At 61.0% G+C, this 13,320-nt stretch carries 11 protein-coding genes; 6 read left to right on the top strand and 5 right to left on the bottom strand.

Features of this window, described 5'->3' with window-relative positions; all coding sequences use genetic code 11:
• Positions 1-57: 57 nt before the first annotated feature.
• The 3 genes from RBB32_RS09315 to RBB32_RS09305 all read right to left on the bottom strand — a co-directional run bounded on the left by RBB32_RS09315 (position 58) and on the right by RBB32_RS09305 (position 3,320).
• Complete coding sequence (locus tag RBB32_RS09315; protein WP_306152435.1) at positions 58-1,572, bottom strand: tripartite tricarboxylate transporter permease; 1,515 nt, start codon at positions 1,570-1,572, stop codon at positions 58-60.
• 3 nt (positions 1,573-1,575) lie between these two features.
• Positions 1,576-2,067 (bottom strand): tripartite tricarboxylate transporter TctB family protein, encoded by a 492-nt coding sequence (locus RBB32_RS09310; RefSeq protein WP_306152434.1) that lies wholly within the window; start codon positions 2,065-2,067, stop codon positions 1,576-1,578.
• A gap of 269 nt (positions 2,068-2,336) precedes the next feature.
• A complete protein-coding gene (locus RBB32_RS09305; RefSeq protein WP_306152433.1) occupies positions 2,337-3,320 on the bottom strand; it encodes a tripartite tricarboxylate transporter substrate binding protein in 984 nt (327 codons plus the stop codon).
• 164 nt (positions 3,321-3,484) lie between these two features.
• Between RBB32_RS09305 and RBB32_RS09300 the strand changes: the two genes are divergently transcribed.
• The 6 genes from RBB32_RS09300 (at position 3,485) to RBB32_RS09275 (ending at position 11,386) form a co-directional block, all read left to right on the top strand.
• A complete protein-coding gene (locus RBB32_RS09300) occupies positions 3,485-4,156 on the top strand; it encodes a response regulator transcription factor (RefSeq protein ID WP_306152432.1) in 672 nt (223 codons plus the stop codon).
• Positions 4,157-4,205: 49 nt separating this feature from the next.
• Positions 4,206-5,537, top strand: coding sequence for a sensor histidine kinase (locus RBB32_RS09295; protein ID WP_306152431.1), 1,332 nt, complete (start codon positions 4,206-4,208; stop codon positions 5,535-5,537).
• On the top strand, positions 5,534-6,622 hold the full coding sequence (locus tag RBB32_RS09290; protein ID WP_306152430.1) for an ABC transporter substrate-binding protein: 1,089 nt from the start codon (positions 5,534-5,536) through the stop codon (positions 6,620-6,622). The genes RBB32_RS09295 and RBB32_RS09290 overlap by 4 nt, the downstream gene beginning before the upstream one ends.
• A 420-nt stretch (positions 6,623-7,042) precedes the next feature.
• A complete protein-coding gene (locus tag RBB32_RS09285; RefSeq protein WP_306152429.1) occupies positions 7,043-9,151 on the top strand; it encodes a TonB-dependent siderophore receptor in 2,109 nt (702 codons plus the stop codon).
• Positions 9,151-10,365: an MFS transporter gene (locus RBB32_RS09280; RefSeq protein WP_306152428.1), complete on the top strand. Its 1,215-nt coding sequence runs from the start codon at positions 9,151-9,153 to the stop codon at positions 10,363-10,365. The genes RBB32_RS09285 and RBB32_RS09280 overlap by 1 nt, the downstream gene beginning before the upstream one ends.
• A complete protein-coding gene (locus tag RBB32_RS09275) occupies positions 10,358-11,386 on the top strand; it encodes a siderophore-interacting protein (protein WP_306152427.1) in 1,029 nt (342 codons plus the stop codon). Before RBB32_RS09280 ends, RBB32_RS09275 begins: the two co-directional genes overlap by 8 nt.
• Positions 11,387-11,507: 121 nt before the next feature.
• Here the strand turns inward: RBB32_RS09275 and RBB32_RS09270 are convergent, their stop codons facing one another.
• Both RBB32_RS09270 and RBB32_RS09265 read right to left on the bottom strand, forming a co-directional pair.
• Entirely contained in the window at positions 11,508-12,791 is a 1,284-nt protein-coding gene (locus tag RBB32_RS09270; protein ID WP_306152426.1) for a TRAP transporter large permease, read from the bottom strand.
• The gene (locus RBB32_RS09265; RefSeq protein ID WP_306152425.1) at positions 12,784-13,311 is read right to left on the bottom strand and encodes a TRAP transporter small permease; all 528 of its coding nucleotides are present in this window, start codon (positions 13,309-13,311) and stop codon (positions 12,784-12,786) included. Before RBB32_RS09265 ends, RBB32_RS09270 begins: the two co-directional genes overlap by 8 nt.
• Between the last annotated feature and the right edge of the window lie 9 nt (positions 13,312-13,320).

Genomic DNA, 13,320 nt, shown 5'->3' with positions numbered 1-13,320 from the left:
TTCGCGAAACGCTTTAGGTCTGCTTCGTGATTTCGCACATTGCCGTCAGTCGGCGGATCAATCGCCCTCGGACACACCTTTGGCACGGGCCGCCGCACGCCGGGCGCGATAGCTGGGCAGCACAACCAAGAGCGCCGCAAGCACCAGAAGCGCCAGTGTCATCGGGCGATCTATGATGAAACTCATACCGTCGTAGAGCTGCATGGAACGGGCGAAATTGTCCTCCATCATCCGTCCGAGGATGAACCCGATCAGCGAGGGGGCCAGCGGGTAGTCGGCGAATTTCAGTGCCGTCGCGCAGATGCCAAAACCGACAAGGATCAGCAGCTCCGTCGCGTTGTTCTGGCCGATGTAGGCCCCCATCAAGGTGAAGAACAGGATGAACGGAATAAGGTAGTTGCGCGGAATACTCAGCACCTTGGCGATATAGGGGATCAGGGGCAGGTTCAAAACCAGCAGCACGAGGTTGCCGATGAACATCGACATGATCACCGCCCAGAACACCTGTGGTTCGTCCACCATTAGCCGCGGGCCGGGCGTGACGTTGAGCGCGATCAGCGCGCCCAGCAGGATCGCCGTGGTGCCCGACCCCGGAATGCCAAGGGTGAGCAGCGGCACAAAAGACCCGGTGCAGGCCGCGTTATTGGCCGTTTCCGGCGCGGCCAATCCTTTGACCGACCCTTTGCCAAACTCGTTCTGCTCTTGCTTGGTGGCAAGGTTACGCTCTACCGCGTAGCCCAGAAAGCTCGCTATGGTGGCACCGGCACCGGGAAGCACCCCGACGAAAAAGCCCTGCAGCGACTGCCGCCCAATGACGGGCGCGATGGCGCGCCCCTCCTTGCGGGTGATGCGCAGGTTCTCGATCTTGCCGCCGCCGTCACCGCCCATTTCTTTCTTCTTGAGTACGAGGAACAGCGCCTCGGGCAAGGCGAACATTGCCATGGCCAGCGTGATGAAGCCAAAGCCCGACTGCAAATCCATGATCCCCATGGTGAAGCGCGGCATATTGAACAGCGCACCTTCGCCCACCGTCGCCATGATCAGGCCCACCAGCGTCATCAACAATGCCTTGGACACTTGGCCCGTGCCTGCAAAGGCCGCGATGGCCGACAGGCCCACCACCATCAGCGCGAAGTACTCTGCCGAATGGAACAGGAGGGCAACAGACGAAAGGGCGGGGGCAAAGATCATCAACAGGATTGCCCCGATCGTACCGCCCGCAAAGCTTGAGATCGCGGCGATGGTCAATGCCTTGCCCGCCTTGCCCTGACGCGACATTGGATAGCCATCGAAACTACTGGCCACCGTGCCTGCAACACCCGGCGCGTTAAGAAGGATCGACGAGGTCGAGCCGCCAAAGATCGCGCCGTAATAGACGCCGGCCAGCAGGATCAGCGCCGCCGATGGGTCGCCCATGGAAATGGCGACGGGGATCATGATGGCGATGATCGACATCGGCCCGAGGCCGGGCAGCATACCGATGAATGTCCCGATCAGACATCCGGCAATGACCATCAGCAGATTCTGGATCGAAAGGGCCGTTTGAAGGCCGATAAGAAGTCCTTCAAGCATGGGTCAACCTCCTTGCATGAAATACGGCAGCGGGCTCAGGAAGATGCCGAGAACCCTGTCGACAAGGTACCAGACGATCCCGGTGGCAAAGATCGCGACGGGGATCAGGATGTGGAATTTACGTTCGCCCAGCACCATGCCGCCAATGGACAGGAAACCAACCGTCGAAAGCAGGAACCCGGCAGGCCGCAAAAGCAGCGCGTAGGCCACCATCAGGCCCAACAAGGCCAGTGCCTGATAGATGTGATAATCACCCAACCGGCGGTGATCGATCTCGGGTTCGGCGGACCTTTCGGGCGGCGCTTCAAATCCCAGCAAGATCACCAGAGAGGTGAAAATGGCCAATACCGACAGGACTTTCGGAAACGTCGACGGCCAGATTGGATTGCGCTGCATGAAGGGCGGCAGCAACTGGTCCATGGTAAAGAACGCGGCATAGGCATAAGCCGATGCGACGCATAAGATGATGAAGGCGATCCAGCGATCGAGAGCCATTTGATGTCTCCTTCGGGTATCTTTGCCGCAGCCGATTGCCTTGGGCGGCGGACGATCTCTTTCGGCAAAGGCCAGAGCCGTCCTCGGCATGCGGGCGATGGGTTGAGCGGGGTCGAGGCGTCACGGGATGTTGCGACAGGTCGTTTGACCGAAGATCGCACCAAGGGACGGTACGAACCTGCCAGCAAGAAAGAGCGCCGCACTCCGTTCTCGTTCTGAAGGGTCTTCGGGGCGTGCGGGCGGGAGGCACCCGCACGCCATTGGCGAAATCAGAGGAAGCCGAGCTTCTTCATCAGGTCACCGATCTGCCGTTCCTGGTTTTCCAGGAAGGTTTTGAAATCTTCGCCCGAATTGTGGATGTTGACCCAACCGTTCCGCGCGCGCACGGTTTCCCATTCCTCGGTGTCGTACATCTTGCTGAGCGTCTGCTGGAACTGTGCCACCTTCTCGGCGGGCAGGCCCGGGGCGCCGAAGAAGCCGCGCCAGTTGACGAACGTGGTGTCGATGCCCTGTTCCTTCATCGTCGGCGCGCTGTCGTAGGCGGGGACGCGGTCGTCCGCCGTTACGCCGATGATCTTGACCTCGCCGGCCTCTGCCAGCGCGACGGCTTCGGAAAAGCCGGTCGATAGGGCTGCGATCTCGCCGGAAAGCAGCGCGGCCATGGCCTTGCCGCCCGCGTCATAGGGAATGTACTTCATCGCAAGCGGGTCTTGGCCTGCCGCTTCCATTGCCATCGCGGCCACCAGATGGTCCATGCTGCCCGGCACCGAACCGCCGCCGATGGCGGTCGCATTGGGATCGGCTGCGAATTTCGCGACCAGGTCTTCCATGTTGTCGATGTCGCTGTCGGCGTGGACCGCCAGCGCGGCATAATCGCCGATTGTGCCTGCCACCAGTGTCAAGTCGCGGAAACTCTGGGGGAAGACGCCGGTGAGCGAACGGATGATGATCGGGGTCGAATTGACCATCAGCGTATCGTAATTGCTCTCGGCATTCTCGATCAGGTAGTTGAGCGCCTTGCCGCCGCCGCCGCCTGACAGGTTTTCGTAAGACGCGGTGCCGACCAGGCCGGATTTGGTCAGTGCTTCGCCCGTGCCGCGCGCCGTGCTGTCCCATCCGCCGCCAGCGCCGCCGGGGATAAGGAAATGGATGCTGTCCAGAACCTGATTGTCATCGGCGAGCGTCGGTCCGGTAAATGCAAAAGCCGCAGCCGCCGCCAGCGCGACGCGCCGGGTCATATTGAGTGTCAGCATTATCTCCTCCAATTCATGCTGTTTGTCTTTTGATGACCCCCTTGCTACCGTTTCAACCTGTCGTGAACCTGTCATACCGGGGGCATGGGCACGGGGTGCACGTTGGCTGCTGTCATTTCTTTCAAGATTGACGGATGCTGGCGCAGGGAGGAACAACTGAGGATATGCGGCTGCTTCTGGTCGAAGATACCGCTGATGTAGCGGATGCCATTGTTGCAAGCTTCGCGAATCGCGGCGATGCGGTCGACAACGTGGATTCGGTCAACAAGGCCGCAGACGCGCTTGCGGTGCAGGACTATGACGTCATCATCCTTGATATCGGTCTGCCCGACGGGCTGGGGACAGATATTCTTGCGAACCTGCGCAATAGCGGCAAACCGACGCCGGTGCTGATGCTGACGGCGCGTTCCGACATCGAGGATCGCGTCGCGGCCCTCGACAAGGGCGCGGATGACTACCTGATCAAGCCCTTCGATCTGCGCGAGTTGCACGCCCGCGTCCGGGCGATGTTCCGGCGGCAGTCCATGGACCGTTCCGGAACAATCGAGTTCGGTGACATCACCTTCGATCCAGCGGGCTTTACGGTCGAGGTTAAGGGCAGTCCCGTTTCGCTGGCCCGTCGCGAGTTCAACGTGCTGGAAATTCTGTTGGCAAACCGCGAACGCGTGGTGCCGAAAGAAACGCTGCTTGAGCGCCTGTATTCTTTCAACGACGAAGAGGTGAACTCGAACGCCGTCGAACTCTACGTCGGCCGGTTGCGCAGGAAACTTTGTAACAGCCAGATCAAGATCAAGACGCTGCGCGGGCTTGGCTACCAGATGGTCGATGAAGAGTAGGGCGCAGCGAGGAACAAGACTGACCGGGTCTTTGAGTTTCCGGCTCGGCGTGTCGCTTGTATTGGTCCTCGCCATCGGCGGCCTCGCAGTATCGCTGGCGGCCTATGCCTATGGCCGTAGCGCGGCGCAAAAATCCTATGACAGATTGCTTGTCGGGGCGGCCACCCAGATTGCCGGGTCACTCAGGCTGCGTGGCGACGAGGTGATCGTCGACATCCCGGTCTCGGCCTTCGACCTGCTTTCGCTGGCTCCAAGGGATCGCGTGGTTTATGCCGTGTTCGATGACCGGGGGCGACTGGTCACAGGCTACGACAGCGAGGAACCGCCCGAAGGCGACGATCAATTTTTCAGCGGCAGCTTCGCGGGGGAACCTGCACGGTATGCGCATGTCAGGCGGCAGATCGCAGAACGCTCGTTTCTGGGTGCCGTGGACGTTGTCGTCGGCCAGACCATCGAAGCGCGCCGCGAACTGGCACAGCAGATCACAAGAAACGCACTGGTGGCCGTGGCCGCCGTCGGCTTGGTGATTTCCGGGCTCGCCTTTCTGGCGGTCAATTCCGCCCTGCGCCCGCTGCGCCAACTCGAACGCGATTTCGCCTTGCGATCAAGCCGCGACCTGACACCGGTCGATGTCGAGGTGCCGCAGGAAATTGCCAGCCTGGTGGCGGCCCTGAACCGGTTTATCGGCCGGATCGACCGCCAGTTGCGGGTCATGCGCACGTTGATCGCCGACGCCTCGCATCAGCTTCGCACCCCGATCGCGGCGCTCCGGGCGCAGGCCGAACTGGCTTACGAGACGCCCGATGCCCAAGAACAGCTGCGTATCGTCGAAAAGATTCATGAACGGTCACGCAACCTAAGCCAATTGACCGACCAGCTTTTGAATCACGCCATGATCATACACCGCGCCGACAGCGTGGACCTTGAACCGGTGGATCTGCGGGTGGTGGCCAGCGAGGCCGTGGGCCAGTTCGATCAAACACTGTCCGGTGCCGAACTCGAACTGCGGATTGATTTGCCCGAAGAGCCGATGGTTTGCGACGGTGACGCATTATCGCTGGTCGAGGCCTGCAAGAATCTGATCAACAACGCTGTCGCCTATGGCAAGCCGCCGATCACCGTCTTCGTACAAGACGGCGGCGCGACCCTCTGCCTTGGTGTGCGCGACCGGGGCGACGGGATGGCCAAGGATATGTGGGCCGATGCGGGCTCACGGTTTGCGAAACGCTCTGGCGTGTCCGCGGCCAGTGCCGGTCTGGGGTTGTCCATTGTCAATGCCGTGGCTCAGGCGCATCGCGGCCAGATGACGATCCGGCGCCCCACCGACGATTGCTTCGAGGTCTTTCTGGAGCTTCCGAAAAACAGGGGGGCAGAGCCATGAAACCGATCTGCTTGGCGCTTGTCATGATGCTGGCCGGCGCGGCAATGGCCCAGCCGCTGCCGGAAGCCGTGGAATCCTATGGCCCTGCCGATGCCGAGCGCCGCCTTCTGGTACGCGGCACGACCGACATCGCCCGGTTCGAGGCTGTCATGCAAATTTTCACGTCACGCCCGGATGCCGCCCGTATCGATTACGAGCAATGGGCCTCGAATGACCTGTTTCAGGTGACCCTCTCGGATTGTCAAAAGGGTATGCAGGCGGCCGATATGGTCATCAGTTCCGCCGTCGACCTACAGTTCAAGCTGGCCAATGACGGCTGCGCCCGCGCGCATCGGTCGGCCGCAACGGAAGGCTTGCCGCAGGTCGCCAACTGGCGTGAAGAGGTATTCGGCATCACCCGCGAACTCGCGGTGATCGTCTATAACAAGCGCCTGATCGACAGCGCAGAGGTGCCGCTTTCGCGGTTTGACCTGATTGATCTGTTGCGGCCCGATGACAGCCGGTTTCGCGGGCGTGTCGCCACCTATGATATCGAAGCCTCGGGGCTGGGATATCTTTTTGCCTTTGCCGATGCACAACAGGCCACGACCTTCGGCAGCCTGATCGAAGCCTTCGGGCGTAGCGGGGCGGTGGCCACCTGCTGCTCGGACGAGATTATCGACGGCGTGGCCGACGGCACCTACTTGATCGCTTATAACGTCCTTGGCTCATATGCTTTGGCCCGGGCCGCGCAGAACCCCGACATTGTCGCGGTTGCCCCCGAAGACTACACGCTGGTTTTGGCCCGAGCTGCCTTGATTCCCCGGCACGCCGCTGAACCAGAGCTGGCCGGGGCGTTTCTGGATTTCCTGCTGTCCGAGGCGGGCCAATCGGCGCTGACATCGTCGCACTTGATCGTAAGTACGGACGATGGGGGGCCTGCATCCCTGCGCCTGCCGGAATCTGCGGAAACAAGTCTTCGGCCCATCGCGCTCACGCCGTCATTGCTGGTGGGCCTCGATCAGCACAAGCGGCGGGATTTCATCGCGCTCTGGCGGTCGACCTTCCCAAATGAAAGCGACGACGCCAAGGCCGCCCCGGAATGATCATGCCTGCCGCCGGTTCAAAAAAACAGCACTGAATCGACATGGGCCCAATCCTGCCCCCGCACCAAATTTTCTGAATGAAATGAATATTGCACTGTTCTGCCATGCGCGCGCCGTCTTTTGGGGGGATACGAGCGTGCTGCGGCAGAAAGCGAAATAGATCAGTCATCAACGACAAGGCAGATCAGGCGGTTTTCGGAACGAAGCCGGCCGGTTTGGCAAATGTGCAGAGCGGTGAAATTACACCTTCAAGATACAGGGCAACCCGCGGGTTGATGCAATTATGCAACGTGTGAAAACTAGACACCGGACCTCCTTTTCTCCCGCCCTCAATCCTGACAAAAGAAGTCGGACAAGATGCAAAAGCAAAGATAAAGCCTGAGCAAACATTGGGTAGCCAAGGCGAACCTGGAGACCCACATGCATGTTTCTCGAATTGCCCTGCTCGCGGGGCTTGCGGTCGTTGTTGGCCCGTGCAACGCGTTCGCGCAAGATGAAGGTGCCGTTGACCTCGGCACATTGATCCTTGAATCAGAGAGCGACGATACCCTCCTGCAAAATGGCTACGTCGCGGAAAGCGGCCGCCAGGCCACGCGAGTCGATACGGCGATCCGCGATATCCCGCAATCCATCAGCACCGTTGGCCAGGACCAGATCGAAGATCAGGAGCCGCGCACGCTTTTGGATTCGCTGGGTTATACCTCGGGCACCAACGTCACCAATTTCGGCTTCGATACCCGGTATGATGCCCTGTACCTGCGTGGGTTCGCGGCCTACTACAACGGGCTGTTTCGTGACGGCCTGCGGCAGGTGAACGGCCCGTCGGCATGGTACCAGAACCACCCCTACAGCTTTGAGGCGGTTTCCGTCCTCAAGGGGCCGTCATCCTCGATGTACGGGGTCTCCGGCTCGGGCGGGATCGTCAACGTCGTTTCCAAGCGGCCCAAGCAAGACCCCTTCAACGAGGTCCGGCTAACCTTCGGTACCGAGGAACACAAAGAGTTGGCCTTCGATTTCACGGGACCATTGGCCGAGGATGGCAGGCTCAGCTATCGCTTGACCGGTGTGTTGCGCGATGCGGACACACCGCTTGAAGGATACAGTGACGATCTGAGCATGATCGCCCCTGCTCTGACCTACCAACTGACCGACCGTACCACGGTCACGTTCCTGGGCGAGTACTCGGAATCCACGCGTGGCGGCACGGCATCCTATTACAACCCGTCCTATGGTGTCGCGTCGAACATTTACGTCGGCGATCCCAACTACAACGATTTCGTCACCGAACAGTGGCGCGTCGGCTACGAGGTCGAACACGAGCTGACGGACAACATGACCCTGCGTCAGAACTTGCGATACTCCGAGGTCGATGCCGATCTTGAGTTCAGCGGCATCTATGCCCTGACTCCGGCCCCCGGTTTTGGCCGCTACTGGGGCCACTACCTTGAGAATACCGAGAATCTTGCAATCGACACCACGCTGGAGACAGAGTTTGCCACCGGTGCCATCGATCATACGCTGGTTGCGGGCTTTGATTTCAGCCGGTCATCCTATGACACCTATTATGCCGGAGTGGGCTACGTTTCGGCCGCCGCAACCGACGCGATGGTTCAACCCTATTCCGGCGGGCAAGACATGGACCAGTATGGCCTCTACCTCCACAACCAGATGGTCAGCGGCCCTTGGACCGTGTTTCTTAGCGGGCGCTACGACTGGGTCGATACCACGACCCTCGACGCCTCGCGCACCGGGGCCGACACCTCGCACGACGGTTTCTCGGGCCGGGTTGGGGTGAGCTATGCGGTGAACACCGACCTGTCGGTCTTTGCAAACCTCGCCAGCAGCTTCGTGCCGACCACAGGGCTTGTCTATGATGACAGTACCGACCCCAACAGCAGTCGCCCCGCCGATCCGACCCGGGGCATCCAAAAGGAAATCGGCCTGAAATACCAATTGCCGGGCACCGAAAGCCTGATCACGGCCTCGCTTTTCGACATTCAACAAGAGGACGGCGTGGTATTCCAGACCGTTGACCCCACGGTCTTTGGCGGCTTGCAGCAAGTCCAAGTCCCTTACGATCTGCGCTCACGCGGGCTCGAGATCGAAGGTCAGTTCAATTTTGCCAACGATCTGCGCCTGACCACGTCCTATACCTATCTCGACATGGAGATCGAGCGCGGTGCAACAGGAACCATTGGCAAACAGCTGTCTGCAACCCCCAAGCACACCGCGTCGGTCTGGGGGTTCTACGAGCCCCGAAACGGTGCGCTGAAGGGCTGGGGCTTCGGGGCCGGTTTGCGTTACGTCGGTGAAAGCTACGGCGATGATCAGAATTCGTTCAAGAACGACGATCAGTTCTATGCGGACCTGTCGGTGTCCTACGACCTGGACCGATTGGGCGTAGAGGGCGCGGGCCTGCAACTGAACGTCAAGAACGTCTTTGACAATACCGGCCAGACTTGCAGCGCAGGCTTCTGCTATCGCACCGAAGGCCGCACCGCGACCGCCAGCATCGCCTATCGCTTCTGATGGCCGTTACCCGGAAATCATGGGGCGTCGTCGGGGCCATCGGCGGCGTCTATGTTGCGCAAAGCGTCCTTGCGGGGGTGACATGGACGGGCCTGCCCGGGGTGCTGCGCGCGCAAGGCTTGCCGCTGGACCAGATCGGGTTGATCTCGCTTTTGGTGCTGCCCTGGGCGCTGAAGTTTCTCTGGGCACCTTGGATCGAAGGGGTCCGCTTGCCGGATGGCGGGCGGGATCGGTCGGTGGTCATCGTCATGACCGGTGTCGCGGTGGTGACCGTCACGCTTGTGGCTCTCGGGGTGATCGGGCCGTTCCCGGTGCTGCCGGTCCTGAGTATCCTGATGGTGGCGGCCTTTGCCACGGCCACCGTGGATATCGCCTGTGACGGGTACGCGGTCGAGGCTTTGAAAAACACGCGCTATGGCTGGGGCAATGCCGCGCAGGTTGGCGGGGCCTACCTTGGATCGGCCATCGGCGGGGGGGTCTTCCTGATCCTCGTGGACCGTATGGGTTGGACAACCGGAGCCTGGAGCATGGCGCTGATCATCGTGATCTTGTGCCTTCCTTTCGCGTTTGTGGCGCGTGCCAAGGGGGTGCAGGCGCGCCCGCATCAACCCAGCTTGCGCGCGGCCCTGTCGCGCCCCGAGGTACGTCAGGGCCTGCTGATCGCGGCGCTTTATGTCATGGCGCAAAAGACCGCGATGGGCATGTTCGGCCCATATTTCATAGACGCAGGCTATGACCTTGCCCAGCTGGGCATCCTAAGCGGCGTTGGCAGCTTGATGCTTGGCTTTCTAGGCGCGATGCTGGGCGGTGGGTTCGTGCGCCGTTTCGGGGCTCGCAACGTACTGATCGGGGCTGTGGCGGTGCAATCGGCCATCCTTGCGCTGGTGGCGCTGTCGGCCGGCGATACGATCCTGCCTGCTGCACAGGTCGCCCCGGTCGCCATGGTGGCCAGCGCCGCCGTCATGGCCTTTGGTTTCGTGGCGCTTTACGGCCAGTTCATGAACTGGTCCGACCCACAGCAGGGCGGCGTCGATTTCACCTTGTTTCAATGCATGGATGCCGCCGTCAGCATGGCGGCGGGCACCGCGGCGGGATTCATCGCCGAGCATTTGGGCTATGGCTTCTTTTTCGCGCTTGCCTGCGCGATATCCCTAGCGGTGCTTCCCTTCATCTGTCGGGTTGCCACCCTGAAAGCCAGAGGTGAACATGGCTGACGTTACCGCGCATACGAATTTACCCGGAGTTGCCTTCGCCCCGTTGCGGCAGGTGGCCCTTGCCGAGGCTTTGGAGCAGGATCTTGAAATTTTGAGGGATTCAGAGGCGGGCCTGTCCGTGCAGACATACTATGGCCGCATCTGCTTTGCCCCCTCCGAGAATGGCACATGCGCCGAGATCCACGCGCCGCAGACGGATTTTCTTCAGACATTGAAGGATTCGCTTGTCAGCCAGATCAGCGCGCTTTCCCCCGATGTGGCACAAGGCATCCGTTGGAGTGATGCGTCGTCTGCTGGGCAACTGCCGGCCAATGCCCGGCTGATGTCAGTCGTGCAGGTCGAGCGCCTTGATGGTGATTTCCTGCGCGTGACGCTTCAGGGCGATGTTTCCCGGTTCACGCTTGACGCCATCCACTTCCGGCTGGGGATTCCTCCGCAAGGGCGGCCCGCGATCTGGCCTGCCATCGGGCCGAACGGTGCAACCCAATGGCCCAAGGGGGCGGACGCGTTGCACCTGCCGGTCTACACCGCGCGCTTTGTTCGCCCTGACAAGGGGGAACTTGTCTTTGATCTGTTTCGCCATGATGGCGGTCGCGCCACGCATTGGGCGGAAACCACCGCCCCCGGCGACGAGGTACTGGTGACCGGCCCGGGCGGCGGCGGATGCCGCGTCGAAACGGAAATCCTTGGGTTTGCCGATGAGACAGGGTTTCCGGCGGTCGCGCGCATTCTCGAAGCCAATCCCGGCCTTGTCGGTCGCGTCACGCTGTTTCCCGGTGGGCCGCTGGGGGCTGCATACCCGTTGCCGGCGCACCCCGGCGTTCAGGTCGACTATGCAGAGCCTGGAACACAAGCGCTCATGGCAAAGGCGGCATTGGCAGAGGTCACTGAGGGCAACCCGCCATTTCTCTGGTTCGCCGCAGAGCGAAGCCAGGCCACAGAGGTCCGGTCCGCGTGGCGCAAAAGCGGGCGCGCGGCTAAGGATGCCTATATCTCGGCATACTGGCAAAGGCGTGAATGACACAGCCGATGGCACCCTTTTCGGGTGCTGCACCTGTCTTGCGCCGTCCAACGGCACAACGTCGAGAAAATGCCAACCGCGATCGCGCGGGACCTTGGTAATGGACCAAGGTTCACCGGCCTCAGAACCCGCTCACGGTTGGCAGCCACGTGGACAGGAACGGCACGAAGGTGATCAGCAATAGCGCGGCAGCCAAGGCCACAAAGAACGGCGGCATCTCGCGGATCAGGGTTGAAGGTTTCAACCCCATGGTCGAGGAAACAACAAAGATCAGGCTTCCGACCGGAGGCGTCGTTAGGCCCAGCGTCAGGTTGATGATCACGACGATGGCAAAGTGATTGGGGTCGATCCCCAGGGCGAAACTGATTGGCGCAAGAATTGGCACCAGGATCATCACGCCCGGAAGCGGATCCATGAAAAGACCGAAGACAAGCAAAAGAAGGTTAACCGCCAAAAGGAAAACGATTGGCGACAGGTCCAGCGCGATGATCGTTTCAGCAAGAAACTGCGGGATGCTTTCGATGATCAGGACCCATGCGAATGCCCGTGCCGCGCCAAGGATCAAAAGCACCGCCCCCGAGGTCAGCGCCGCACGCAACACGATGCCGGGCAGGTCCCGCAGGCGAAGAGAGCGGTAGACGAACATGCCGACGATCAATGCGTAAAAGACCGCGATGACCGAGGCCTCGGTGGGGGTGAACACGCCGAACCGAATGCCGCCGACGATAAGGATGATCAGGATCAGGGCCGGCAGCGCGAAAAGTGCGATCCGGGCGATCTCGGCCAAGGACGGCATCGGCTCTCCCGAGGCATAGTTCCGCTGTTTGCTGACCCGGGCATTGGCCAGCAGGACCATCAGGGTGATCATCAGCCCCGGCAGGACCCCGGCCATGAAAAGCGACCCGACCGAAACGTTCTGATCCTGCATCGCGTATATGATCATCGTGATCGAAGGCGGGATGATCGGCCCGACGACCGCGCTGGCGATGGTCAGGGCGCTGGCATAGGGGCGGTCATAACCGCCCTTTTCCATCATCCGGATCATCATCGTCCCCGGCCCGGCCGCATCGGCCAGCGCGCTGCCGGATATCCCGGCGAACATTGCCGAACTGATGACATTCGCATGCCCAAGCCCGCCCCGCATATGGCCGACAAGGGACTGCGCCAGCCGCAGGATGGCCAGGGTCACGGCGCCCCCGGTCATGATCTCGGAGGCAAGAATGAAGAACGGCACGGCCAGCAACGGAAAACTGTCAAGGCCGGCGAACATCTCTTTCACCACGACCAATGGCATGTAGTTCGAGGCCAGCGTGATCGCGGCGAAGACCGCGATTGCCATCGCGAAGGCGACCGGAAGGCCAAGGGCCAGAAGAAGGAACAGCGCGGGAAAGAGGATCTCAGCCATTGGCGCCGCCGGTAACCGTGTCGCCATCCCCGCTACCGGGGGCGAGTTTCTTGTAATCACCGGCCTCGATGAATGGGCGCGCGATCAGCAGCAGGTGAACGATAAGCAGCGCGAACCCCACGGGCATCGCCGCATAGACATAAAGAAACGGCAAACGCAGGGCCGGCGTGACCTGAAACTGCATCCGCTGCGCATATTGCCAGCCCACGTGAACCATGAAGGCGAAAAAGGCCAGCAGGATCAGGACGATGGCCGCACGCAGAACCTTCTGGCCGGTTTCTGGAAGGCTGTCTTGCAAATTGGTGATCGCGACATGCCCGCCGATACGCAGGATCAGGCCCGCGCCGGTGAACGTCAGCCAGATCATGAGGTAGCGCGCCGCCTCGTCCGCCCAGGGAAGCGAATGCGCGGTCAGGTAGCGCAGGGAGATATTTGCCCCCACGATGATCGCCATGGCAGACAACATCAGGATGAGCGCCCAACCGTTCAACGTGACGAAGGTTTGTTCGAGCCGCTTCAAGGGTTTCTC

It is taken from the genome of Roseovarius sp. MMSF_3281 (assembly GCF_030733685.1).
GTDB lineage: Bacteria > Pseudomonadota > Alphaproteobacteria > Rhodobacterales > Rhodobacteraceae > Roseovarius.
This window is presented reverse-complemented; position numbering and strand designations above follow the sequence as displayed.

Bases quoted from the DNA above. Each gene is read 5' to 3' on its own strand.
- RBB32_RS09280 (WP_306152428.1), top strand. From the start codon at position 9,151: ATGGCCGTTACCCGGAAATCATGGGGCGTCGTCGGGGCCATCGGCGGC.
- RBB32_RS09300 (WP_306152432.1), top strand. From the start codon at position 3,485: ATGCGGCTGCTTCTGGTCGAAGATACCGCTGATGTAGCGGATGCCATT.
- RBB32_RS09305 (WP_306152433.1), bottom strand. From the start codon at position 3,320: ATGCTGACACTCAATATGACCCGGCGCGTCGCGCTGGCGGCGGCTGCG.
- RBB32_RS09315 (WP_306152435.1), bottom strand. From the start codon at position 1,572: ATGCTTGAAGGACTTCTTATCGGCCTTCAAACGGCCCTTTCGATCCAG.
- RBB32_RS09270 (WP_306152426.1), bottom strand. From the start codon at position 12,791: ATGGCTGAGATCCTCTTTCCCGCGCTGTTCCTTCTTCTGGCCCTTGGC.
- RBB32_RS09310 (WP_306152434.1), bottom strand. From the start codon at position 2,067: ATGGCTCTCGATCGCTGGATCGCCTTCATCATCTTATGCGTCGCATCG.
- RBB32_RS09285 (WP_306152429.1), top strand. From the start codon at position 7,043: ATGCATGTTTCTCGAATTGCCCTGCTCGCGGGGCTTGCGGTCGTTGTT.
- RBB32_RS09290 (WP_306152430.1), top strand. From the start codon at position 5,534: ATGAAACCGATCTGCTTGGCGCTTGTCATGATGCTGGCCGGCGCGGCA.
- RBB32_RS09275 (WP_306152427.1), top strand. From the start codon at position 10,358: ATGGCTGACGTTACCGCGCATACGAATTTACCCGGAGTTGCCTTCGCC.